The sequence below is a fragment of the Streptomyces sp. CBMA29 genome, assembly GCF_014596445.1.
In the GTDB taxonomy this organism is placed as follows: Bacteria; Actinomycetota; Actinomycetes; order Streptomycetales; family Streptomycetaceae; genus Actinacidiphila.
The window spans coordinates 1-23,223 of record NZ_MECL01000179.1; the positions used below are offsets into that span (position 1 = coordinate 1).

General features: G+C 72.4%; 23 protein-coding genes. 8 read left to right on the top strand and 15 right to left on the bottom strand.

Annotation, left to right across the window (positions count from 1 at the left end):
• Together BGM09_RS23620 and BGM09_RS23625 are read left to right on the top strand one after the other, a co-directional pair.
• Positions 1-1,954, top strand: a 1,954-nt coding sequence (locus BGM09_RS23620; protein WP_223187496.1) for a peptidase C14, incomplete at its 5' end; no start/stop codon positions are given.
• Positions 1,955-1,978: 24 nt separating this feature from the next.
• A complete protein-coding gene (locus tag BGM09_RS23625) occupies positions 1,979-2,923 on the top strand; it encodes a GNAT family N-acetyltransferase (RefSeq protein WP_223187497.1) in 945 nt (314 codons plus the stop codon).
• 46 nt (positions 2,924-2,969) lie between these two features.
• On the opposite strand, the gene BGM09_RS23630 is transcribed toward BGM09_RS23625, so the two are convergent.
• The 6 genes from BGM09_RS23630 to BGM09_RS23655 all read right to left on the bottom strand — a co-directional run bounded on the left by BGM09_RS23630 (position 2,970) and on the right by BGM09_RS23655 (position 8,220).
• A complete protein-coding gene (locus tag BGM09_RS23630) occupies positions 2,970-3,683 on the bottom strand; it encodes a class I SAM-dependent methyltransferase (RefSeq protein WP_411158364.1) in 714 nt (237 codons plus the stop codon).
• The gene (locus BGM09_RS23635) at positions 3,680-4,309 is read right to left on the bottom strand and encodes a DUF2064 domain-containing protein (protein ID WP_188283689.1); all 630 of its coding nucleotides are present in this window, start codon (positions 4,307-4,309) and stop codon (positions 3,680-3,682) included. The genes BGM09_RS23630 and BGM09_RS23635 overlap by 4 nt, the downstream gene beginning before the upstream one ends.
• Positions 4,306-5,034, bottom strand: a complete 729-nt coding sequence (locus BGM09_RS23640; RefSeq protein WP_188283690.1) for a glycosyltransferase family 2 protein — start codon at positions 5,032-5,034, stop codon at positions 4,306-4,308. Before BGM09_RS23640 ends, BGM09_RS23635 begins: the two co-directional genes overlap by 4 nt.
• A 51-nt stretch (positions 5,035-5,085) precedes the next feature.
• Positions 5,086-6,144 (bottom strand): NAD-dependent epimerase/dehydratase family protein, encoded by a 1,059-nt coding sequence (locus BGM09_RS23645; protein ID WP_188283691.1) that lies wholly within the window; start codon positions 6,142-6,144, stop codon positions 5,086-5,088.
• A 79-nt stretch (positions 6,145-6,223) separates the two neighbouring features.
• Positions 6,224-6,925: a hypothetical protein gene (locus BGM09_RS23650; RefSeq protein WP_188283692.1), complete on the bottom strand. Its 702-nt coding sequence runs from the start codon at positions 6,923-6,925 to the stop codon at positions 6,224-6,226.
• Positions 6,922-8,220 carry a molybdopterin-dependent oxidoreductase gene (locus BGM09_RS23655; RefSeq protein ID WP_188283693.1) on the bottom strand — a complete coding sequence of 433 codons (1,299 nt, stop codon included), beginning with the start codon at positions 8,218-8,220 and terminating at the stop codon, positions 6,922-6,924. Before BGM09_RS23655 ends, BGM09_RS23650 begins: the two co-directional genes overlap by 4 nt.
• Positions 8,221-8,333: 113 nt before the next feature.
• On the opposite strand from BGM09_RS23655, the gene BGM09_RS23660 reads away from it, so the two are divergent.
• The 3 genes from BGM09_RS23660 (at position 8,334) to BGM09_RS23670 (ending at position 10,581) form a co-directional block, all read left to right on the top strand.
• A complete protein-coding gene (locus BGM09_RS23660) occupies positions 8,334-9,764 on the top strand; it encodes a hypothetical protein (RefSeq protein WP_188283694.1) in 1,431 nt (476 codons plus the stop codon).
• A 128-nt stretch (positions 9,765-9,892) separates the two neighbouring features.
• Complete coding sequence (locus BGM09_RS23665; RefSeq protein ID WP_188283695.1) at positions 9,893-10,162, top strand: CopG family transcriptional regulator; 270 nt, start codon at positions 9,893-9,895, stop codon at positions 10,160-10,162.
• Positions 10,159-10,581, top strand: coding sequence for a PIN domain-containing protein (locus tag BGM09_RS23670; protein WP_188283696.1), 423 nt, complete (start codon positions 10,159-10,161; stop codon positions 10,579-10,581). Before BGM09_RS23665 ends, BGM09_RS23670 begins: the two co-directional genes overlap by 4 nt.
• A gap of 176 nt (positions 10,582-10,757) precedes the next feature.
• On the opposite strand, the gene BGM09_RS23675 is transcribed toward BGM09_RS23670, so the two are convergent.
• Genes BGM09_RS23675 through BGM09_RS23685 form a run of 3 tightly spaced genes read right to left on the bottom strand, consistent with a single transcriptional unit; the run spans position 10,758 to position 13,088 of the window.
• Complete coding sequence (locus tag BGM09_RS23675; RefSeq protein ID WP_188283697.1) at positions 10,758-11,138, bottom strand: RidA family protein; 381 nt, start codon at positions 11,136-11,138, stop codon at positions 10,758-10,760.
• Positions 11,135-12,262 carry a mandelate racemase/muconate lactonizing enzyme family protein gene (locus BGM09_RS23680; protein ID WP_188283698.1) on the bottom strand — a complete coding sequence of 376 codons (1,128 nt, stop codon included), beginning with the start codon at positions 12,260-12,262 and terminating at the stop codon, positions 11,135-11,137. Before BGM09_RS23680 ends, BGM09_RS23675 begins: the two co-directional genes overlap by 4 nt.
• On the bottom strand, positions 12,249-13,088 hold the full coding sequence (locus BGM09_RS23685; RefSeq protein WP_188283699.1) for a creatininase family protein: 840 nt from the start codon (positions 13,086-13,088) through the stop codon (positions 12,249-12,251). Before BGM09_RS23685 ends, BGM09_RS23680 begins: the two co-directional genes overlap by 14 nt.
• A gap of 41 nt (positions 13,089-13,129) precedes the next feature.
• Between BGM09_RS23685 and BGM09_RS23690 the strand changes: the two genes are divergently transcribed.
• Entirely contained in the window at positions 13,130-14,101 is a 972-nt protein-coding gene (locus BGM09_RS23690; RefSeq protein WP_188283700.1) for an ROK family protein, read from the top strand.
• Positions 14,102-14,145: 44 nt separating this feature from the next.
• Here BGM09_RS23690 and BGM09_RS23695 read toward each other — a convergent pair whose 3' ends face one another.
• The 5 genes from BGM09_RS23695 to BGM09_RS23715 are packed head-to-tail and all read right to left on the bottom strand — an operon-like array spanning position 14,146 to position 19,265.
• Complete coding sequence (locus tag BGM09_RS23695; protein ID WP_188283701.1) at positions 14,146-14,970, bottom strand: ATP-binding cassette domain-containing protein; 825 nt, start codon at positions 14,968-14,970, stop codon at positions 14,146-14,148.
• Positions 14,967-15,788: an ATP-binding cassette domain-containing protein gene (locus BGM09_RS23700; protein ID WP_188283702.1), complete on the bottom strand. Its 822-nt coding sequence runs from the start codon at positions 15,786-15,788 to the stop codon at positions 14,967-14,969. Before BGM09_RS23700 ends, BGM09_RS23695 begins: the two co-directional genes overlap by 4 nt.
• A complete protein-coding gene (locus tag BGM09_RS23705) occupies positions 15,785-16,693 on the bottom strand; it encodes an ABC transporter permease (protein ID WP_188283703.1) in 909 nt (302 codons plus the stop codon). Before BGM09_RS23705 ends, BGM09_RS23700 begins: the two co-directional genes overlap by 4 nt.
• Complete coding sequence (locus tag BGM09_RS23710; protein WP_188283704.1) at positions 16,690-17,694, bottom strand: ABC transporter permease; 1,005 nt, start codon at positions 17,692-17,694, stop codon at positions 16,690-16,692. Before BGM09_RS23710 ends, BGM09_RS23705 begins: the two co-directional genes overlap by 4 nt.
• Entirely contained in the window at positions 17,691-19,265 is a 1,575-nt protein-coding gene (locus BGM09_RS23715) for an ABC transporter substrate-binding protein (RefSeq protein WP_188283705.1), read from the bottom strand. Before BGM09_RS23715 ends, BGM09_RS23710 begins: the two co-directional genes overlap by 4 nt.
• Before the next feature lie 54 nt (positions 19,266-19,319).
• Here BGM09_RS23715 and BGM09_RS23720 point away from each other — a divergent pair, with 54 nt between their 5' ends.
• Both BGM09_RS23720 and BGM09_RS23725 read left to right on the top strand, forming a co-directional pair.
• A complete protein-coding gene (locus BGM09_RS23720) occupies positions 19,320-20,156 on the top strand; it encodes an IclR family transcriptional regulator (protein ID WP_188283706.1) in 837 nt (278 codons plus the stop codon).
• An 86-nt stretch (positions 20,157-20,242) separates the two neighbouring features.
• Positions 20,243-21,253: a serine hydrolase domain-containing protein gene (locus tag BGM09_RS23725; RefSeq protein ID WP_188283748.1), complete on the top strand. Its 1,011-nt coding sequence runs from the start codon at positions 20,243-20,245 to the stop codon at positions 21,251-21,253.
• A gap of 94 nt (positions 21,254-21,347) precedes the next feature.
• On the opposite strand, the gene BGM09_RS23730 is transcribed toward BGM09_RS23725, so the two are convergent.
• A complete protein-coding gene (locus BGM09_RS23730) occupies positions 21,348-23,096 on the bottom strand; it encodes a ricin-type beta-trefoil lectin domain protein (protein ID WP_188283707.1) in 1,749 nt (582 codons plus the stop codon).
• Between the last annotated feature and the right edge of the window lie 127 nt (positions 23,097-23,223).

Here is a 23,223-nt window from a genome sequence, read left to right on the forward strand (position 1 = left end):
CGGCGACGGCGGGGGCATGACCGTGCGCTGGGACGCGGCAAGCACCAGGGCGCCCAACGGCGGCACCGCGCTGCGGCCCGCCGGCCGCCCGGCGCGGGGCCGGTGGCTCCGCCTGCACGACGGCGTGCTGGACTTCCGCGGTTTCGGCCTGTTCGACGCCTCCCGCCCGGCGGACGACGCCCTGGACGCCATGGTCGGCGACCCGGCCGTCCACCGCGTGGAGGCCCACACCGACCTGCTCTTCCAGCGCCGCCACACCTACCGCCGCTCCCGGATCACCCTCGACTTCGGCGGCCACACCGTCCACACCGGCGGGATCGAGCGCAACGCCCACGACAACCCGTTCGGCGCTGTCCTGTTCTTCCAGGGCGCCGTCACCGGCGACCGCGTCAGCCACGCCCTGCCCGCCGAGGTCATCGAACTCACCGACGCCTTCCCGGTCCCCGACTCCGGCGCCTTCGAGGTCGGCCAGTGGTGGGCGGTGCAGTGCGACGAGGTGCCGGGCGGCGGCAGCGACGAGCGCGAACTGCAGAAGATGGTCGAGGTCACCGAGATCATCGACCGCACCCACATCCGGGTCGGCTACCTCAACGGCTGGCGGCTGGCGGCAGGCCGGACCGTCACCTGGCGCCGGGTCGAGCCGGTGGTCGCCGCCCGGGTGGACAACCTCGTCTTCCTCGGAGCGGGCCAGGACACCGGCGCGGTGGACGACGAGTACACCGGCTCGCACCCGGTGGCGTACGAGTACGCGGTGGACTGCGACGTCTCCGGCATCCAGGCCACCGGCACCTTCTGGCCGGTGATCATGCGGCGCTGGTGCACCCGCTACCGCACCGTCCGGTGCGGGCTGAAGAACCCGCCCACCGTGATGTACGGCGGCGCCGGCTATCTCACCCAGCAGATCTACTGCCTCTACGGCCACGTCGCGGACTGCACCAGCAGCAACGTCCGGCACCTCAACGACCTGACGGCGTCGGCCTACTGTCAGGTCGTCAACTGCCACGGCGACGGCGACGACGAGGGCGGCAACCCGTTCACCACCCACGGCCAGTACGAGCACGACCTGCTCTTCGACGGCAACTCCGGACTGATGGACATCGCCAACTCCGGTGCCCAGTGGGGGAATTCCGCCAAACGCATCACCGTGCGCAACCACGTCTGCTCCTGGTTCACCGCCAACACCAAGATCACCGACCTGACGCTGGAGAACGTCAAGGTCATCGCCCGGCCGACCTTCGACCCGGCCGGCACCCTCGTCGTCAACGCCGACGGCGCTCAACTGCGCGGTTGCAGCGCCTCGTTCTTCGCTGTCGCCCAGCAGTCGGCCCGGTCCAGCCGGCCGACCACCGTCACCGACTGCACCTTCGATCTTCCCCGGGCGAGCGTGCTCGTGCAGACCCCGGTCACCGCCGTGCTGCGCTTCGTCCGCACCACGCTCAACGGCTGCGACGGGACGGTGCTGCGCGGCACCGGCGCCGTCCACTTCACCGACTGCCGACTGGTGGGCGGCGCGGGCGCGGCGCCGATGTCGGTCGGCGCGCCCGAGGTCACGGTGGACGGCGGCAGCATCACCGACACCGGTATCGCGCTCAGCGCCGTACGCGACCAGCGCATCGGCGTCGGCGGCGGCGCGGTCCTGTCCGGGACCAACACGGCGGGCGCACTGCTGTCCCGTGTCACCGGTACGACCGCGACCGTCACCTGGGACCTGGCCGATCTGCGCAGCACCGCGGCCGACGCGACCACCGCGCACCTGCGCGTGAGCGACGGCCGCAACCGCTACACCGCCGTCGGCGCCCGGTTCACCGGCGGCCGACTCGCCCTGGCCGCCGCCGCGTTCGGAGGCACGTCCTCGCTGCTGCACACCGCGTGCACGGAGGACGGCGTCACCCGGGACGGGCTTCCGCCGGACGGCGAGCGGGTCAGTGCCACGACCGGCAATCTCACTCTCTGACGTCCGAACGGGAAGGCCATCGCCATGCGCTACCGCACCGCCACCGCGGCGGACGAGCCGGGGCTGCACGCCCTGTGGGCGGTGGCCTTCCCCGACCCGGCGCAGGTCATCGCCCTGTGGCAGCGGGACCCCGGTCGGCACGGTCGTACCTTCGTCGCCGAGGACGACGGCGGCCGGCCGGTCTCCGTGGTCCACTACCTGCCGCGTCCGATCCGCTCGGCCGAGGGCCGCCCGCAGCGCGTCGGGTGCCTCGGCAGTGTCGCCACCCACCCGGACGCGCGCGGTCGCGGCCACGTCCGTCACCTGCTCGCGGCGGCGGTGCGGGCCATGACGGCGGACGCGTGCGCGTGGTCGCTGCTGTTCACCGGCACCCCGCAGGTCTACGAAAGCGCGGGCTGGCGTACGTTCGCCGCCCCCGGCTGGTCCGGCCCGCTCGCCGCCCCGCCCTCCACCGGCCTGCCCCCCTCCGTACGCCCGGCGACCCGCGCCGACCTGCCGGCCCTGCGGGCGCTGCGCGACGGCTTCGACGCCGTCCGCCCGCTGTCCACTGTGCGCGGCGCGGACGACTGGCTGCACCGGATACCCGTCTGGTACGCGGCCCCGACCGAGATCCTGGTCGCGCACGAGCCGGGACCCGCCGGCCGCCCCGTGGGCTTCGCCGTCCTTCGCCGCCCCGCCCCCGACCGGGCTGAGCTCGCGGAGATCGCACTCGCCGCGGACCATGCCGCCGCGGCCGACTCCCTGTTGGCCACCGCGGCCGTACGCGCACGCGCGGCGGGCGCCACGACCGCGACGGTGCGGCTGCCGCCGGAGGCCGCCGTCCTCGCCGCTCTCCCCCGGTTCCTCGCCGAGCCCGTCCCTGTCGTCAGCCATTACGGCATGGCCCGGCCGATCCTCTCGCCGGCGGCCGACGTCACGGCGACCGTCACCGCCCCGGGCGCCGTGCACTGGTACGGCGACTCCTTCTGACCCGGTTTCTGACCCGGTTTCTGACCCGGTCGGCTCGCGGATTCGGTTACCGCTCGTCGCCGGTATCGGTGAGGGCGAGCGTGACGAATCGTCGGCCGGACCGCGTCCACGCGTCGCTCGGTGTCCATCCGGCCGCGGCGGCGTACCGGATGAGCGGGCGGGGGCCGAGCCTGGCCCAGGGAAACACCTCGCCGTACCGGCCACGGCAGTCGTCGAGATGGACCTGGACGTATTCGTCGATGTCGTCGTCCACATCGGGCGGGAGGGTTTCCACGATGAGGGACCCCGCGGGTCGGGTGATGTCGGCCATACGGCGAAGGAGCGCGGCCGGGTCGCCGCCGATGCCGATGTTGCCGTCGATGAGCAGTGCGGTGTCCCATCTGCCCTCGCCGGGCAGCGGCTCGAACACCGAGCGCATCAGCGCCGGTCCACCGGTGCGGGCGGTGCGGCGGACGGCCTCAGGGCTGACATCGATGCCCAGGGCCCGGTGCCCGCGGACGGCCAGCGCGGTGACGAGCCGTCCCGGGCCGCAGCCGACGTCCAGGACCGCGCCGCCGCATCGCGCCAGCACCGTGAGATCCGCGTCGTCGGGCTCCGCGCACCAGCGCTCCACGTCCAGGGGCAGGAGCCAGCCGGTCGTACTGCGCAGGAACAGCGGTCCCCGGCCGGCGCGCAGCGCGCGCGTGTACGGGTCCGCGTCCCACCGGGCCCGGCGGCCGCCCGGAGCGGGCATCCGCAGGGGCGCGATGGACGCACTCACGACGCCGCCTTCGTCATCCGCTCCAGGGCCGCCGCGAACCGGCTGTCCGGCGCCTCGGCGGCCACCGACTCGGCGTCCGCCGCGGTATCCACATCGCGCAGGACGGGCAGGTCCCGTACGGTCAGCCCCGCGTCGGTGAGCCGCCGCCGCTGCACGCGGCCCGTTTCCGGGGTCGACATCGGTACGCCCCTGATCAGGCCGGGGTCGGGCACGGCGAGTCCCAGGGCCCAGAATCCGCCGTCGACGGCCGGACCGAACCACGCGGAGCACGTGTCCCAGGCGTCCGGGGCGAGAGCCGGCGCGAGCAAGCGCGCGGACACCTGCGGGGTGTCCATGCCGATCAGTACGGTCGGGCCCCGGCTCCGGCCGAACGCCGCGGCAAGCCGCTCGTCGAGGCCGCCGGACACCTGGGGCACCACCTCGATTCCCGGCGGCAACCACGCGCCGGGCGTTCCGTCCAGTACGAGCACCCGGCGCCGCACCGGCATCGCCAGCACGGCGTTCAGGGTGTCGACGAGCGCGGCCTCGGCGAGATCCGCGGCCTCCCGCGGAGACCAGGGCGGGGTGAGGCGGGTCTTGACCCGGCCGGGCACCGGCTCCTTGGCGATCACCAGCACCGTGGTCATCGCGAGACCGCCGAGGTCGGGCTCGGGGCCGCCGAAGGGCTGCCCGCGGGCGCGGCGAGGACGGCGCGCATGTCGCGTACGGCGTGCCAGGTGCCGAGCCAGGTGCCGGTCACCTTGGACTTGCCCGTCCGCGGCCGGTACGGCACATCCCGCTCGGTCACCCGCCAGCCGGCGTCGGCGGCACGTACGACCGTCTCCAGTGGATAGCCGCTGCGGCGGTCGGTGACCCCCAGACCGAGCAGTGCCTCGCGCCTCGCGGCCCGCAACGGACCGTTGTCGTGCAGGCGCAGGCCGGTCCTGCGGCGCAGCATCGCGGACAGCGCCAGATTGGCGACCCTCGCGTGCGGCGGCCACGCCCCGGCCGCCTCGGGACGGCGACGGCCGATGACCAGGTCCGTCTCGCCGTCGGCGACCTGCTGGACGAACGCGGGCAGCAGCCCGGGATCGAGTGAGGCGTCACAGTCGCAGAAACAGACGATGTCGGCCGTGGCGGCGAGCAGGCCGGCGTGGCAGGCGGCACCGAAACCGCGCCGTGACTCGTGCACGACGGTGGCGCCCGACTCGGCGGCGAGGGCGGCGGATCCGTCGGTCGAGCCGTTGTCGACGACGATCGCACGCCATCCGGAGGGAATCTGCCCCAGGACCCAGGGCAGCGCGAGGGCCTCGTCGAGGCAGGGCAGAACGACATCGGCTGTGGTGGGGGGCACGTCACTACCGTCCATCATCGGGAACAGCGGGCTGTGAACCCGCGGGCGTTGAGCTGGGAGAGGGGCCGGTCAGGCAGCGGGAACCGCCCGCTGCTCGGCGTTCGCGAATTCGGCCATGCCCGCAGCGAAGCCGACCTCCGGCGCCCATCCCAGTTCCCGGCGCAGCCGTTCGGAGGAGGCGGTGATGTGCCGGACGTCGCCGAGCCGGTACTCGCCGGTGACCACCGGTGCCGGGCCTCCGTGCGCGTCGGCGAGGGCGGTGGCCATCTCCATGATGGTGTGCGGGGTCCCGCTGCCGGTGTTGAAGGCGCGGAAGGTGCCGGGACGGCTGTCGGGCAGCGCGGCCAGGGCCACCGCGTTGGCCGCGGCCACATCCCGCACATGGACGAAGTCCCGGCGCTGGCCGCCGTCCTCGAAGACACACGGCGCCTGTCCGCGGGCCAGGGCGGAACGGAAGAACGACGCCACTCCGGCATACGGGGTGTCGCGCGGCATGCCCGGTCCGTACACGTTGTGGTAGCGCAAAGCCACCGCCCGGCCGTCGACCGCGCGCGCCCAGGCCGCGGACAGGTGCTCCTGGGCGAGCTTGGTCGTCGCGTACACATTGCGCGGATCGGCGGGCGCGTCCTCGCCGACGAGGCCCGGAGTGAGCTCGGCGCCGCACCGCGGGCACCGGGGCTCGAAGCGGCCCCCGGTGAGATCGGCGACGGTCCGCGGGCCGGGGGCGACGCGGCCGTGCCGCGCGCAGTCGTAGCGCCCCTCGCCGTAGACCACCATCGATCCGGCCAGGACGAGTTGCCGCACCCCCGCCTCGGCCATCGCCGCGAGCAGCGTCGCCGTACCCAGGTCGTTGCACTCGACGTAGGCGGGCGCGTCGGCGAAGTCCTTGCCCAGGCCCACCATGGCCGCCTGATGGCACACCGCGTCCACACCGCGCAGCGCGTGGGCGACGGCGGCCCGGTCCCTCACGTCGGCGTGGATCCAGTGTGCGTCGGGCCGGGGCGGTGGCACGGCGTGGGCCGCGGGGAGCAGGGCATCGAGTACGACCGGTTCGTGGCCTTCGGCGATCAGGGCGGTGACGACGTGCGAGCCGATGAAGCCCGCGCCGCCGGTGACGAGTACGCGCATGTCGCCGACCCTAGGGGCCGTTGCCCGCGATCCGGTGCGCTGCGGCCGTGGCGCCACCGTTTCGTAAGATCCGCGTCTTTCAACGGCGGTGCGATGATCCGCCGGTCCGCTTTCGCGCTTGTCGGTTCGGTGTCCTCGGGGCGCGGTACCGCCACAGGCGGAGACCGAACAGGGCAGCGGACGCGGCGAACACCACCGCGGTGATCAACAGCCAGCGGCCCAGGAACACGTCGGGGCTCAGCGCGGTCGCTCCGGCGTACGGTGCCGAGTCCTGGAACACCAGCGGCCAGTAGACCAGCAGGAGCAGCAGCGAAAGGAACGCGGGCACCCGGAGGTGGTTGAGCACCGCGGTCCTGGTGTCCCGGCCCCCGGTGGAAGGCGGCACCGGACGGCCGCCTCGCAGGGCCCGGTTCACCAGCCAGTCGGTTCCGGCGTACAACGGGACGAGCACGAGGTCGTGCACCAGGCCCGCTCCCACGACCCACTTGGCGACGCCGAACCAGTCGGCGTCGAGCAGCCGGACCGCCGCGTAGCCGCTCACCACGAGACAGAAGACCAGCGCGAGCAGGTGCCAGGGCGATTCCCCGTACAGCCGGCGGAAGCGCGCGACCAGCGTGCGCCCCTTCGTCGGTGCCGACCGCCCGGCGGAGGCGGGCGCACGCCCGGATTCGGACTCGGGCTGGGATTCGGACTCGGGCTGGGGCTGGGATTCGGACTCGGGCTCGGGCTCGGGCTCGGACTCGGGCTGGGGCTCGGATTCGGACTCGGGCTCGTCCGTCATGACTGTCCTCCGGGCACGGTCGCGCCGAAACTGAGCCGGCCCACCCACTTGGTGTTCATCACGCCCGGCGCGTTGGGCACGATGATCCGTGCCGGATAGCCGTGGTCGTGGGAGAGGACCGCGCCGTTGACCCGCAGCGCGAGCAGGGACCGCCCGTCGCGGACCTGGTTGTCGCGCATCGCCGCCGCCCGGAAGGCTCCGCCGCGCTGGACCGACTCCACGAACACGTCGGGCGGATCGGCGGCGTAACCGACGAGCTTCGCGAGATCGGCCAGCCGCACGCCTTCCCACTGCTGGTTCTCCGTCGACCAGCCCTCCACACACGCGATGGGCAGCGCGGAACGGTGCTGCGGGAGCTGCCGCAACTGCGGCAGCGACAGCGAGACCTCCTCGCCGCGGCCCCGGACGACGAGGCGCCAACTGTCGTCCACGTCCGTAGCCCTGATGCGGGCATAGGCCGCCGTCTTGTTGACCGGGAAGCCGTTGGGACCGGAGCCCGGCTGCCGCCCGTGCGGCGCGAGCAGCGCCGTCTCCCGCAGCGGACCGCCGATGCTCTGCCCCGCCGTCACCCCGAACAGCGCCACCGAACCGAGCCCCACCATGCCGAGGGCGCCGCGCCGGGACATCGTCGGCTCGGCCGGACGGGAGGACACCAGCCCGCTCCGGTCGTCGGGTTCCGGACGCGTCCGGGTCCTCGACGTCCGCAGCTCCGCCCACAGATCACGCCCCCGCACGGCCCGCAGCGTACGGGGGAGCCGGATCGCCACATGGGCGGTGACCGCGCCGAAGAACACCCACGCACCGTAGAAATGGAGCGGATAGAACGAGCCCGGGAAAATGTAGTCCAGTTGGACGTTGAGAATTCCGGTGAGGAATTCGAAGATTCCCCCGCCCACCAGAAGCAGCAGGGAAAGCCGCTCCAACGCGTGCCCGGGGGAACGCACCGGCGGCAGTGCGAAGAGCTTCGGCACGACCGACCACAGCTTGGCCAGCAGCACGGGCACGAGCACGATGCCCAAGGTGACGTGCACACCCTGGTTGACCCGGTAGAGCCAGTACGGGTGGGTGGGCCAGGAGAAGAGGTAGAAGCCCAGCAGGCCCTTGTCCGGGGTCTGGTCGTTGACCGGCGACAGGTTCGGGTTGTAGGCGGCGTAGGACAGCAGCCCGGTGAGGAACAGCACCGGAATACCGCAGAGCAGCACGAGTCCCAACACCGAGGTCAGCCATGGTCCGCGCAGCGGGCTGCGCCATGGACTGCGCAGCGGAACGGAGGGAAGCCGCGCGGGGATCTTCATGCCGGGACCCTAATTCGGGTCACCGCCGATATGACCGCAGCGACATGTGACGGAAGTCTGACGTTCCCGCGGGGGCGCGCGGGCCGGGCCCGGAGCGTGCCTAATGTGAGGTCGTGTCCTCGCCGCCGCGTTCTCCCGTTCCCCTCGACGTCCCCGTCCCCGGCCCCGGTCCTGACGCCGCAGCGGGGACGGATGCGGCCGGCGGTCGCCGCACCGACCTGACCGCGGCCGGAATCGGCGTGCTGTTCTTCGCCGCGGTCGCCGTCATCGGCGTCCTCGTCGACCGCCGCACGCACTCCGTCCTCGTCCCGTGGCCGCCGCTGATGGCCCAGTGGAGTCCGCACGTCGGTCCCGGAACTCCGGCCGCTGTGGCCGTCGCCGCGCTCGTCGTCGCGTACGGGCCCGTCGTGGCCGGCCGGCTGCCATGGAAAGCGCTGCTCTGGTCGGCCTGGGCGGCAGCCATGGCCTGGACCTGGTCGCTCGCCCTGGTGGACGGCTGGCGCGTCGGTATCGCGAACCGCCTGTCCACGCCGAGCGAGTACGTCAGGGGTGTCGGCCACTTCGACGACGTCGGCGCCGCGCTGCGGGACTTCACCCACCACATTCTCGCCGACTCGCCCGCTCCCTGGGAGACCCACGTCATCGGCCACCCGCCCGGAGCCGTCCTGACGTTCGTCGGGCTCGACCGGATCGGTCTCGGCGGCGGTGCCTGGGCGGGCGTCTTCTGCATCACCGTGGGCAGTTCCTTCGCAGCCGCCGCCCTGCTGACCCTGGGCATCCTGGGCGGCGAGCGGACGGCACGGGCGGCGGCGCCCTTCCTGGTCCTGGCGCCCGGCGCGGTCTGGGTGGGCGTGTCGGCCGACGGCTATTTCGCCGCGGTCACCGCGTGGGCGATCGCGCTGCTGGCCGTCGCCGCCACCCGAACGTCCGCCGTACGGGGGGCGGTCGCCGGTCTGGCCAGCGGCCTGTTGTTCGGCGCGGCGGTCTACCTCTCCTACGGTCTCGTCCTCATGGCGCTCCCGGCCGCCCTCGTCCTCATCTGCACCCGGAAGGTCCGCCCGCTGCCGTACGCGCTGCTCGGATTCACGATCGTCGTGACCGCCTTCACCGTGGCCGGCTTCAACTGGTGGGAGGGGTACGGCCTGCTCAAGATCCGCTACTTCCAGGGGTACGGCGGCGTGCGCCCCTACGCCTACTGGCTGTGGGGAGATCTCGCCGCCGCCCTGGCCGCCGCCGGCCTCGCCGCTCTCGCGGGTATGCGCCGCGTCCTCGTGGGCGTCCCGGGATCGCTGCGTTCGCTGCCGCACGGCACCCCGCCGACGTCAGCGGCGACCGTACTGCTCCCCTGCGCCTTCCTGCTCGCCATGGTCGCCGCCGACCTGTCGGGCATGAGCAAAGCGGAGACCGAACGCATCTGGCTCCCCTTCGTGCTCTGGCTCCCGGCGGCGGCGGGCCTGCTGCCCCCACGCGACCACCGCGGCTGGCTCATCGCCCAGGCCGCCGCCGCCCTCCTCGTCAACCACCTGCTGCTGACCCTGTGGTGACCGCGGCGGCGGCGCCGCGGACCGCACCGCATCCGTGTCACCGCCGCTCCTCGACGGGCCGGGCGGGACCGTACGTCCCATACTCGCTCATGTGGCAGGCTCGAAGCACCAGGAGTATGGTCACTTGTATGGCGAGTAAGAAGGTGACGGTGACGATTCCCGAGGATCTCCTCGACGAGATCCGTGCGGAGGCGGCCGAGCGCGGCCTGTCGGCGTACGTTGCCGAAGCGCTGCGGGCCAAGCGCGATCGGGACCGGCTGGTGGAACTCGTCGACTGGCTGGAGGAAGAGCACGGTCCGGTCACCGAGGATGAACACTCGGCGGCACTCGACGAGTTGAACCGTCTCGACGCCGAGCACGCACACCGTCGGCCGGGCAGCTCCGGAGAGGCCGCGTGAAGAAGCGCGGCAGCGATCACGAGTCCCCGCTCCGGGTCTTCGTCCTCGACTGCGAGGCCCTGTCCCTCGCCGTGCGGGGCGACCGGAAGATGCTCGCTTGGCTCGACCTCGCCGCCCGGGGCGAGGCTGACGTGGTGACGTCCCCGATGACGCTGGTCGAGGCGTACGACGGCAGGACCACAGAACAGCGGTGGGACTGGGTGCTCTCCCGGCTCAAGGTCGCCGACGTAGGAAAGGAAGAGGCGCGCCAGGCCCGCCGCCTTCTGGCCGGTGCCAAGCTCCATGGCCACAAGTACGCGATCGACGCGGTGCTCGCCGTCATCGCGCGACAGCAGAAAGGCCAGGTCACCGTCTTCACCTCGGACGTCGACGACCTGGAGAAACTGGTCCCGGACACGATCGTCATCAAGCAGGTGTGACCCGCCCGGCGGCGTCCGTGGCTTGCGGGGTTCGCTGGAGATTCGTGTTCTCGGTGGTGCCGTGTCCGGTGGGGAGTCGAACCCCCGCGTTGCTCTTCACGCGCCAGATGTGGGCCGGAAAACCGCCGGCCCTCGGTGTGTGCACGCCTCCGAAACCGCTACCTGCGCGGGCGGGGTCAGGTCGGGAGCAGGGCGACCACGTCGATTTCTACGAGGATGTTCATGAGGTCGGAGCCGACGGTGGTGCGGACGGGGTAGGGGGCGGTGAAGAAGGGGCGGTAGGCGGCGTCGAATTCGGCGAAGTCGCGGTGGAGGTGCTGGAGGTGGACCGTGACCTTGACGACGTCGTCGAGGGTGAGGCCGCGCTCGGCGAGGACGGCGGTGAGGTTGCGGAGGACCTGGCGGGTCTGGTCGCCGACGAGTTCGGGGACCTCGCCGGTGAGGGGGTCCTTGGGGCCGAAACCGGCGGTGTACAGGAAGCCGCCGGCGACGACGCCCTGGCTGTAGGCGCCGGCGGGCTCGGGCGCGTGGGTGGTGTGTACCGCTTCCTTGGTCATCCGGTCAGATCCCCGTCCCGCTCGTTGGCCTCGGCGAAGTGCCGCAGCTTGTCCTCGTCCACGCTGACTCCCAGGCCGGGCCCTGTGGGTACACGCAGACGGCCGTCCGCGAGGTGCAGCGGCTCGATGATGTCATCGGCGTGCAGGTAGTACATGCTGTCGATCGCGCGGGAGAGCACGGGGGTGCTGGAGACGACCGCGAGGTGCGCGGCCGTGGCGATGCCCAGCTCACCGCCGCTGTGCAGGTTCATGCCGAGCCCGAACGTCTCGCAGTGGGCGGCGAGCGCCTTGGTGGCGGCGATACCGCCCCACTTGTAGACGTCGCCGTGGATGACGTCGACCGCGTTGAGCCGCATCGCGGGGGCGAAGTCCTCGAACCGTACGACGCACATGTTGGTACACAGCGGTATCCGGACCTTCGCCTTCACCTGGCTCATGCCCTCGATGCCGACGCAGGGGTCCTCCAGGTATTCGAGGTCCAGCTCCTCAAGGGCGATCCCGGCGCGTACCGAGTCCGGTACGGACCAGGCCGCGTTCGGGTCCACCCGCAGATTGACGCCGGGCAGGGCGGTGCGCAGCGCCCGCAGGATGGCCACGTCGCCCGTGACATCGGTGGTGCCCTTGAGCTTGACGGCGCTGAAGCCGCCCTCCTCGACCACCCGCGTCGCGTGTTCGGCGAGCTGCCCCGGCAGGGCGGCGGCGCTCGCGCCGGGCGCGTCGGCGCGGGTCACCAGTGCGGTGATCGGCACCTCGTCGCGTACGGGACCGCCCAGCAGGTCGGTGAGCGACTGGCCGGTGGCCTGGCCCATGGCGTCCCAGCAGGCCACGTCGAGGGCGGCGATCGCCGCGTATCCGAGGTAGCCGTGGAAGAAGGGCACCATGTGCTGCTTGCGGTGGAAGCTCTCCAGGGCGAACGGGCTGGTGCCGATCAGATCGTCGGCCATCGCCCGGACGATCGCCGCGACGGGCCGGCCCCACATCGTCTCGCCCCAGCCCTCGACACCGTCGTCGGTGCGGATGCGCACGACCGTCCTGGTCTCCCCGGTCTTGGTCTCGAAAGAGCTGGTGAACGGGTTGAGCAGGGGCAGATTGACCACCCATACGTCGACGTCAGTGATCTTCATTCTTCTCCTCAGCTCGGATGGTGGCCGCGTCGGCCGCAGGGGCAGTGGCCGCATCGGCCGCACGCACGGTCGCCTCGTCAAACGCCCTGATCGCCCGCGCGAGCCCCCGCGCCCGGTCCGCCAGCAGCCGGCGCCCGGCCCCCGCGTCCGCTCCGGAGGCGTCGTCGGTCGAACCGCCGACCCGCGCCCACTCGCCGTGGCGCTCCACGGTCAGGCCCGGATACGGCGGGTTGTCGAAGAGCGGCGGCGGCTCGACCGGGGCGCGGGCGGCGACCGGGGTACGGACGAGTTCCGGGTGGGCGGCGAGCATCAGGGAGGTCTCGAACCAGCCCGCGTGCCCCGGGGTCACCTCGGGCCTGCCCCCGTCGGGCTCGCCGTCACCGGCCGTGACCGTCCAGTACGAGCAGGCGGCCACGGTGACGTCGGCGCGCAGCGCGAAGCGCTTCACGGCCAGCCGCATGATCTCGTCGTTGCCGCCGTGCCCGTTGACGACCATGATCCGCCGGTAACCGCTGGTCACCAGGGAGTCCAGTACGTCGTCGAGTACGGCGCCGAGCGTGGCGGCGGACAGCGAGACGGCGGCGGCGAACAGGTGGTGCGGGCTGTGGCCGAACGGGAGGGCGGGCAGCCGTACCAGTTCCGAGGGCGTCGGGTCCTGGTCGAGCAGCGCGGCGGCGGCGTCGAGGACGGCCTCGGCGAGGAGCGTGTCGGTGCCCATCGGCAGGTGGGCGGCGTGCTGCTCCTGCGATCCGATGGGCAGCAGGGCGATTCCGCTCGCCCCGGCACCGCGTACTTCGCGCCAGGTCAGCCGGGTCAGATCTCTCACAGCGCTACCTCCCGGAAACCGTGTCGTGGCAGAGTCGGCGCATGGTCCATGAAGGTTCTCCGTTGCGGCTGGTGCCCGAGCCCGCGCCGGGGACGGTCGCGCCCCGGCCGCCGCGGACGCTCGGAGCTGTCGAACTGGTGCCCGGACGGGTCCGGGCGGCGGTGCTGACGATGTCCGGCGCGGTGCTGCGCCGGGCCGAGGCGTCGTACGACGCCGCCACCGCCCTGCCCGCCGACATCGACGCGGCGCTCGCGCTGGCCGCCGAGGTCTTCGCCGGGTACCACCCGGTCGGGGTCGGGGTGGCGGCGGCCGGGATCGTCGATCCCGGAGCCGGTCTGATCACCGAGGTCAACGACGTACCGGCGCTGCACGGCTATCCGGTGACCGCCCGGCTCGCGGCGCTGACCGGCGCCCCGGTACGGGTCGAGCACCGGGCCAGGCTCCAGGTGCTCGGCGACCGGTGGTTCGGCGCCGGGCGTGGCCGCCGTACGTTCGCGTCGGTGTCCACCGGTGAGGTGCTGGGCGTCGGCATCCTGTACGACGGCGGGGTGCTGGCCCCGGCCGGCGGGCGCAGCGGCGCCCATATGACCGTGTCGGCCAGCGGCGAGGCGTGCACCTGCGGCGGGCGCGGCTGCTGGAAGACGGTGGCCACCACCCGCTGGCTGCGCGAGCGCGCGCGGGCGGCCGGGCTCGGCGACGGCGCCACGCTCGCCGCGCTGGTGGAGCGCGACGACGAGGCGGCCCGCCGGACGGTCGAGGAGTACGCGGAGAACGTCGCCCTGGGGCTGGTCAACGTCCAGCATCTGTTCGCGCCGGGACTGTTCGTCCTGCACGGCGAGGCGCGCGAGGGCGGTGAGCGGTTCCGTACGCTGATCGAGGAACGGCTGCGCTCCGACGTCGCCGCGGCGGGAGCCTCCGCGGGAGCCGAGCTGCCGCAGGTGCTGGTGAGCGGCGCGGCCGTGGACGATGTGGCGCTGCTGGGCGGCGCGGGGCTGGTGCTCTCCCACCTCTAGCCGCGCACCGGTTTCTGCCGCTGCTCGCGTTTCCGGGCCCACCTCTAGACCGCCTCCGTACGGGGGCGGGACCGGGTACGGCGGGCGCGGCGCGGGTCGGGTACGGGCACGGCGTCCAGCAGCTGCCGGGTGTACGGGTGCTGCGGAGCGCCGAAGACGTCCGCGGCGGCGCCGACCTCCACCAGCTTGCCGTGCCGCATGACGGCGACCCGGTCGGCCACCTGCCGGACGACGGCGAGATTGTGCGAGACGAAGACGTAGGTGAGGCCGAGGCGCTGTTGCAGCTCCGCCAGCAGGTCGAGCACCTGCGCCTGCACGGAGACGTCGAGCGCGCTGGTGGGCTCGTCGAGCACCACGAGCCTTGGTTCGAGGGCGAGCGCGCGGGCGATCGACACCCGCTGGCGCTGACCGCCGGAGAACTCGTGCGGGTAGCGGTCCTGGATCGTCGCGGGCAGGCCCACCGACTCCAGCAGCTCGCCGACGCGTTCGCGGCTACGGGCCCGGCCGCGTCGGCCGCGGGCGTCCGGATCGTGGGTGACCAGCGGTTCGGCGACGATGTCGGAGATCCGCATGCGCGGGTTCATGCTGGAGTACGGGTCCTGGAGGACGACCTGCATCTGGCGCCGTACGGACCGCAGTTGGGCCGGTGAGAGGGCGGCGAGATCCTGGCCGTCGAACCGGACACTCCCGGCGGTCGGCTCCATCAGCCGCAGCAGCAGCCGGGTCAGGGTGGTCTTGCCGCAGCCCGACTCGCCCACCAGGGCGAGGGTTTCGCCCTCGGTCACGGTCAAGGACACGTCGTCGACCGCCACATGGACCGGCCTGCTACCGAACTCCTTGCGCAGTCCGTCCAGTTCGAGCAGCGTCATGCCGACTCCAATCGTGGGGTGGCGTCCAGCAGCCGCCGTGTGTAGTCCTCGGCGGGGTGGTCGAAGACGTCCATGACGTCCCCGCTCTCCACGACCCGGCCCGCGTTCATGACCACGACCCGGTCGGCCGTCTCCGCGACGACTCCGAGGTCGTGGGTGATCAGCACGACGGCCATGCCGTGCTGTTCCTGGAGTGCGACGAGCAGGTCGAGGATCTGCCGCTGCACGGTGACGTCGAGCGCGGTGGTCGGCTCGTCGGCGATGAGCACGCGCGGCCGTCCCACCAGGGCCGTCGCGATCATCACGCGCTGGCGCAGGCCGCCGGACATCTCGTGCGGATACTGCCGGTAGCGCCGCTCGGGGTCGGGGATGCCGACCTCGTCCAGCGCGGCGACGGCCGCGTCCTTGGCCTCGGCGCGGGAGACGCCCCTGTGGTGCCTGAGCACCTCGGCGACCTGGGCGCCGACCCGCTGGAGCGGGTCGAGGCTGGTCATCGGGTCCTGGAAGATCATGGCGATGTCATGGCCGCGGACCGCGCGGAGTTCCTTCTCGCTCACGGCGAGCAGGTCGCGTCCCGCGAAGCGGATCTCACCGCCCGCGTACACGCACGGCGGCTCGGGGTTGAGGCGCAGCACCGACAGCGCGGTGGCCGTCTTGCCGCTGCCCGACTCCCCCACCACGGCGAGGGTTTCGCCCGCGCCGACCTGGAGGCTGACGCCCTGGACGGCGTGCACGGTGGAGCTGTCGAGCCTGAAGTCGACGCTCAGGCCGTCGATTTCGAGCACGGGCTCGGGTGGCGTCGTACGGTCGGTTGTCATCGGCGGTACGCCTTCGGGTCCGCGACGTCGCGCAGGGCGTCGCCGGTGATGTTGACAGAGAGCGAGGTGACCATCAGGGCGATGCCCGGGAACACCGCGACCCACCAGGAGGTGCCGAGGTAGAGCTGGCCGTCGGCGAGCATCGAGCCCCAGGTGACGGTCTCCTTGGGCACGCCGAGTCCGAGATAGCTCAGCGACGCCTCGGCGACGATGGCCGCCGCGATGTGCAGCGTGCCGATGGTGGCCAGCGGCGCCATCACGTTGGGCAGCAGGTGGCGGCGCATGATGGCGCCGTCGGTGACACCGATCGCGCGGGCCTCGGTGATGAAGTCGCGCGAGCGCAGCGACATCACCTCGGAGCGCACGACGCGGGCGTACGAGACCCAGCCGGTGAAGCCGAGCACGAGGATCACGTACCAGAGCCCGGAGCCGAGGAAACCGACGACGGCCAGGGCCAGCAGGATGGAGGGGAAGGCCAGTTGGACGTCGGCGAGCCGCATGAGCACCCGGTCGAGCCAGCCGCCGAAGTAGCCGGAGGCGAGTCCTACGGCGGTGCCGATCACTCCGGCGAGCAGCGCCGCGCCCGCGCCGACCAGCAGCGAGATCCGGGTGCCGTAGATGACGCGGGAGAGCATGTCGCGGCCGAGCTGGTCGGTGCCGAGTAGATGGGCGCCGCTGCCTCCGGACTGCCAGGCGGGCGGCTTCAGCCGGAGCAGCAGGTCCTGGGCGTTGGGGTCGTGCGGGGCGATCAGCGGCGCGAAGACCGCGAAGACCAGCATGACGGTGAGTACGGCGAGCGCGACGACGGCGAGCTTGTTGCGCAGCAGGGTCCGCAGGGCGGCGGCGCGCGGGCCGGGCCCCGCCGTCGTCGCCGGTGCGGCGACGGCCGGTGATGTGACGGTCATCGGGACGTCCTCACCCTCGGGTCGAGGAAGCTGTAGGAGAGGTCGACGAGCAGGTTCACCACGACGAAGGTGGCGGCGAAGAACAGCACGGTGGCCTGGACGAGCGGGAAGTCGCGGTGCGAGATGGCCTCGATCGTCAGCTGTCCGACGCCGGGCCAGGAGAAGACCTGTTCGGTGAGGATCGCGCCGCCCAGCAGGCTGCCGACCTCCAGGCCGACCACGGTCACCACCGGCAGCGACGCGTTGCGCAGGCCGTGGGTGAGCACCACCTTGACCGGGCCGAAGCCCTTGGCGCGGGCGGTGCGGATGTGGTCGGAGGACAGCACGTCGATCAGCGAGGAGCGCAGCAGCCGCGCGACGACGGCGACGGAGTACACGGCGAGGGTGACCGCGGGCAGCACGAGGTTGGCGAACGTGCCGTAGCCGGACGCGGGCAGCGCGTGCAGTCCGACGGCGAAGACCAGGATCAGCAGGATGCCGACCCAGAACGGCGGGGTCGACTGGCCGAGCAGCACGCCGGTCATCACGGTGCGGTCGGAGGCCCGGCCGCGGCGCATCGCCGCGAAGATGCCCGCGGGGACCGCGACGACGAGCGTCACCACCAGTGCGGCGGCGGCCAGTTGGAGCGTGGCGGGCAACCGGTCGGCGAGCACGGTGCGTACCGGCTCGTTGTAGAAGAGGGAGTTGCCGAAGTCCAGGCGCGGCAGGCCCCACAGGAAGTCGAGGTACTGGGTGAACAGCGGCCGGTCCAGGCCCAACGACCCGCGCAGTACGGCTTCTTGCTGCGCCGTCGCGTCGGGCGGCAGCAGCAGTTTGACAGGGTCGCCGGAGAGCCGGACGAGGAAGAACGAGACGGTCGCCGTACAGAGCAGGACCAGCAGCGCGGTGCCGAGCCTGAGCAGGACGGTACGCAGCAGCCGCAGTCCGGCGCGGTCGCGGGTGTGTTCCCGCGGCTCGCCGTCGGCGGCGGACGGCCGCGGCTGGAGGGAGATGTCGGTCATCGGGAGACCTCCGCGCTCGACATGTCGAGGACGCCCGCGGGCCCCGGCTTCCAGCGCGGCCGTCGGTTGCGGGCGTAGATGTTGTCGAGCTGGTAGAGGAAGACGAACGGCGCTTCCTGCTGCATCAGCCGTTGCAGGTCGGCGAACGCCTTGGTGCGCTCGGCGGGATCGACGGAGAGTTCCTCGATGTCGACGAGGCGGTCCGCCTCCTTCGAGTGCCAGCGGCTCTGCCTGCGGTCGCTGCGGACGTTCGACTGGATCATGCTCTCGCCGTCCAGCGTCCAGATGGTGCTGGCGGCCAGGTACATCGGGCCGAGCGCCGAGTGGTTGGTGGAGGTGAGCCGGCCGGCGTACGTGCCGGGGTCGAGCAGGCTGACCTTGGCGCGTACACCGGCCTTGGACAGGAGTCCGGACAGCGCCTCGGCGACGTTGGAGTCGTTGTTGGAGGCGGTGAGCGTGGTGCTGAAGCCGTGCGGGTATCCGGCTTCGGCGAGCAGCGCGCGGGCGGTCTCCACCGAGCGGGTGAACGGCTTGACCGTCGGGTCGAAGCCGAAGGCGCCGTGCGGGATCATCGCGGGCACCTCGCGCGCCTTGCCGCCGAGCACCGCTTTGATCAACAGGGGTACGTCGATGGCGTGGTTGAGGGCCTGGCGCACCCGCCGGTCGCTGAGCGGCCCCTTCTCCAGGGTGTTCAGGGACAGGTAGGAGGTGCGGATGCCGGTGTAGGCGTCCAGGGTGACACCGGGGTAGCCGTCAAGCTGCTGCGCGGCGTCGGGGGTGAGTCCGGCGACGAGGTCGACGCCGCCGCTCTGGAGGGCGGCGAGCGAGGACGAGGCGTTGGGCGCGGGGCGGAAGACCAGTTCGTCCGCGTGCGGACGGCCGGACCAGTGCTTCGGGTAGGCCCGCATGCGCAGTTCGTGGTCGCGCTGCCAACTGACGAACGTGAACGGCCCGGTGCCGACGGGGTGCGCGGCGAAGCCCCGGTCGCCGACCTCCGCCAGATAGCGCGGCGGCACGACGACCCCGCCGAACAGCGAGAGCTTGTCGGGCAGGATCGGGTCGTGCTGCGTGGTGTGCACGTCGACGGTGAGCGGGTCGACCACGGTGACGTTCTTCACGTACCGCAGTTCGACGATCGGTGACTTGGTCTTGGGGTCGAGCAGCCGCTCGACGGAGAACTTGACCGCTGCCGCGTCACACGCCTCGCCGTTGTGGAAGGTCACGCCGGGGCGGAGCGTGAACCGCCAGGTGAGCTCGTCGCGCGCGGTCCACGTCAGCGCGAGCCGCGGGTGCAGGGCGTTGTCCTGACCGCGGGTGGTGAGGGTGTCGAACATGTTGATCAGGGCGTTCATCGAGACCATGTCGCCCTGCTTCTGCGGGTCCATGGTCACCGGGTCCCCGGGCTGCGAGACCCGCAGGACGTTGCCCGCGCCGCTCGCCGGGTTGGCGCCGCATCCCGTCAGCAGTCCGGGCGCGGCGATGGCCGGCACGAGCAGGCCGCCGAGGCGCAGGACGTCGCGGCGGCGCGGACGGCTGCGGTCCACGGCCCGCCCTTGACGTATTCGTTCCATTGAACAACACATCCGTTCCGGCAGATGGAATGCGGTTGGGTTAAGCTAAGCGACATGTCGAAAGCGGTCAACACCCGAGCCAGCGAGCAAGAGCCCGCGAAGGGTCCCGTCGACAAGGCGATGGAGGTGCTCGAAGCGCTCGTACAGACCGGTGGCCCGCACCGGTTGGGCGATATCGCACGACGCACGGGACTGACCAAACCGACCGTCCACCGCCATCTGAGAACGCTGGCCGAGTACGGCTTCGCCCAGCCCGCCGAGGGCGGCAGCTACCGCGCCGGACCCCGGCTGCTGGGGCTCGCCGCCGCCGCGCTGCACGACAGCCGGGACCTCGCGCTCGCCCGCCCGGTCCTGGCCGACCTGCGGCGGCGTACCGGACTGCTCGCGCAGTACGCCGTACGCCACGGCGACGAGGCCGTCCTGCTGGCGGAGTCCGAGCCCGCCGGCGAGTACCGGCTGAGCGGGCGGCCGGGCGGCCGGGTCCCGCTGCACAGCAGCGGGGTGGGGCTCGCGATGCTCTCCGCGCTGCCGCCGCACGAGACGGCGGCGCTGCTGGACGCCGGGCCGCTGACCGCCCGCACCCCGCGCACCCCCACCGAGGCCGCGGAGCTGCGCGCGCTGCTGCGGGACGCGGCGAGCACCGGTTACGCCGTGGACGACGAGTACGACGAGCCGGACGTACGGTCGGTGGCCGCGCCGGTCCTCGACGGCGAGGGGCGGGTGGTCGGCGCGATCGGCGTCCGCGGCCTGACCTTCACGCTGGACGAACGGAGTGTGGAGATGTTCGGTCCGATGGTGCGGGCGGCGGCTCGTACGGTGTCGGGGGGGCTGGGCCGCGTGCCCGCGACGCCGTTCCTCGTGGTGGACACCGAGGCGGGTGAGTTGGCGTGAGCGGGGGCGGAGCCGGGGGCGGGGGCGGGGGCGGGGACGAGTTCAGCGGCGGGGACGAGTTCAGCGGCAGGGTCGCGCTCGGGGAGATCGTCGCCGCCGGGCGCACGCGCCGCGCGTACTCGGGCGCCGCCTGGTCCGTCGGTACGGCGGCGGGTCCACTGGACCGGGGCTGGACCGGCACCCGCGCCTGGGACGGACCGGCGCTCACCGGCGACGAATTGTGGGACCTGGCGTCGGTGACGAAGCCCGTCGTCGGCCTCGCCGTGATGGCCCTGGTGGACCGGGGCGCGCTGGACCTCGCGGGCACCGTCGGACGGTATCTTCCGGCCTACCGGGGCGGCGACAAGGCCGACCTCACCGTACGGCAGCTGCTCACGCACACCTCGGGACTGCCGGGCCAGGTCCAGCTCTACCGCGAACACCCCACGCGCGAGGCCCTGTTGGAGGCGCTGCGCCTCCTGCCGCCGCGCTCGGCGCCCGACACCCGGGTCGAGTACTCCTCCCAGGGCTTCATCCTGCTCGGCCTCATCGCCGAGAGCGCGGCGGGCGAACCGCTGGACGAACTGGTGGACCAACTGGTGTGCGCACCACTCGGGTTGAAGGACACCGGCTTCACCCCGGACCAGGCGGGCCGCGCGCGGGCCGTCGCCACCGAGGACTGCCCCTGGCGCGGACGCGTCGTGGCGGGCGAGGTGCACGACGAGAACGCCGTGGTGCTCGGCGGAGTCGGCGGCCACGCCGGGCTGTTCGCCCCCCTCGCGGACGTGGAACGGCTCGGCCGGTCACTCGCGGGCGGCGCGCGCGAACTGCTGCGCCCCGAGACCTTCGCCCTGATGACGGCCCCCCACACCGACGGCCTCGCGCTGCGCCGCGGCCTCGCCTGGCAGGGCCAGGACCCGGTCGGCTCCCCCGTGGGCCCCGCCCCCGGCCCCGACTCCTTCGGCCACACCGGCTTCACCGGCACCAGCCTCTGGATCGACCCCGCCACCGCCCGTTACGCCGTCCTCCTCACCAACCGCGTCCACCCCTCCCGCACCGCCGACGGCATCACCGCCGTCCGCCACGCCTTCCACACGGCGGCGGCAGCGGCGAGGTGATATCGGTCGGGCCGTACGCCGCATCCGCCGAAGGGCCGCGGCCCTCGCAGCCGGGCCCTTCGACGTAGGCGGCCTCAGGAGGCCCCGGCCACCGTCATGCCAGGGCGAACTTCTGGGCGCCGGAGCCGTTGCAGTCCCAGATCTGGAGCCGCGTGCCGTTCGCGGTGGCAGCCGAGGGCGAGTCGACGCACCGGCCGGTGGTCGGATTGGACATCGAACCGTCGCCGTTGGTCACCCAGTTCTGGTATCCGCCGCCGTTGCAGGTGGCCAACTGGAGCTTTGTGCCTGCCGCGTTGGCGCCGCCCGCGATGTCCAGGCACTTGCCGAGCGTCCGCAGGGTCTGCCCGCTCCAGGTCCACTTCTGGTCGAGTGAGGTCGCCTGCTGGCAGTCCCACAGTTGGACCGCGGTGCCGTCGCCGCCGGTGTCGTTGCCCGCGACGTCCACGCACTTGCCGCCGGGACCGTAGATCGGGGTGCCGATGGCGAACTTCTGGGCGCCGGAGCCGTTGCAGTCCCAGATCTGGAGCCGCGTGCCGTTCGCGGTGGCGCCCGAGGGCGAGTCGACGCACCGGCCGCTGGCCGGATTCCGCAGCGAACCGTCGCTCTGCCGTACCCAGTTCTGGTAGCCGCCGCTGTTGCAGGTGGCGAGTTGGAGCTTCGTACCTCCCGCGCTGTTGCCGCCCGCGATGTCCAGGCACTTGCCGAGGGTCTGGAGGGTCTGGCCGCTCCAGGTCCAGTGCTGGTCCTTGGCCGCCGCCTGGCAGTCCCACAGTTGGACCGCCGTGCCGTCGCCGCCCGTGTCGTCGCCCGCCACGTCCACGCACTTGCCGCCGGGACCGGTGATCGTCTGGCCGTTCACAGAACCGCCGCCGCCACCGCCGCCGGAGCCGGGCGCCTTGTTGTACACGGCCAGCGAGTCGATGACCATCTTCCCGCCGGAGACCGTGGCCGCGTTCGGGCCGCCGCCGAAGGCGTCGGGGAAGCCGCCGCCGATCGCGAGGTCGTAGATGATGAAGAACGGGTGGTCGATCGCGTTGGACCAGGTGGTCGCGTCCACCTGGTTGGCGCTGACGGTGTAGAAGTTGTTCCCGTCGAGGTAGAACCGGATCTGCTCGGGCGACACGGAGCGGTCGATCTCCGCCGCGTAGTCGTGGAAGCCGGTCTGGCAGCCGGAACAGGCGCGCTCGCCCGAGCCGATGCCGGTCGACTCGTTGCACGGCCCGCCCGGGTTCACACCGCAGTGGATGGTGCTGAACTCGGAGCTGCGGCCGTTGATGTCCTCCATGATGTCGATCTCGCCGGACTTCGGCCAGGTCACACCGTCACGCAGCGGTGCGCCGAGCATCCAGAACGCCGGCCAGTAGCCCGCGCCGTTGGCGGTGCTGACATTGGGCTGCTGAAGGACCGACTCGATGCGTACGACTCCGCCCGCCGGGGCGCCGAAGGTGGCCGCCTGGGTCTCCACGCGCCCGGACGTCCATCCGCCGCGCGGGTCGGAACCGGAGTGCAGGGCCTGGAGCACCAGATGGCCCTGGCCGTCGTAGTAGACGTTCGACGTGCTGCTGGTCATGGTCTCGATCTCACCGGTGCCGAAATTGCTGCCCGGCCCGGTGTCGTACTTCCACAGGTTCTGGTCGATGCCGGTGCCGGACGCGCCGTTGAAGTCGTCGCTCCAGGTGAGCGTGAAGCCGGGCGGCGTCGGGGGCACTGCCGCCTCGGCCTTCGTGGTCGTGAGGTTCACTGTCGCGACGACGGTGGCGGCCACCGTGACCGCGACGACGGGGATGAGTGAGAGCGCTCTCTTCCATGCGCGGCGTCGCGGCCCTGCGATGAGAGGTGTCATGTACACAGCTTGGCGAGGGGGACGGTGTCCGACAAGACGCTGGCGCGTTCACGCGGATACGTTCACGCGGGTGCGTTGGTGTGGGTGCGTTCACGCGGATACGTTCACGCGGGTCCGTTGGTGTGGC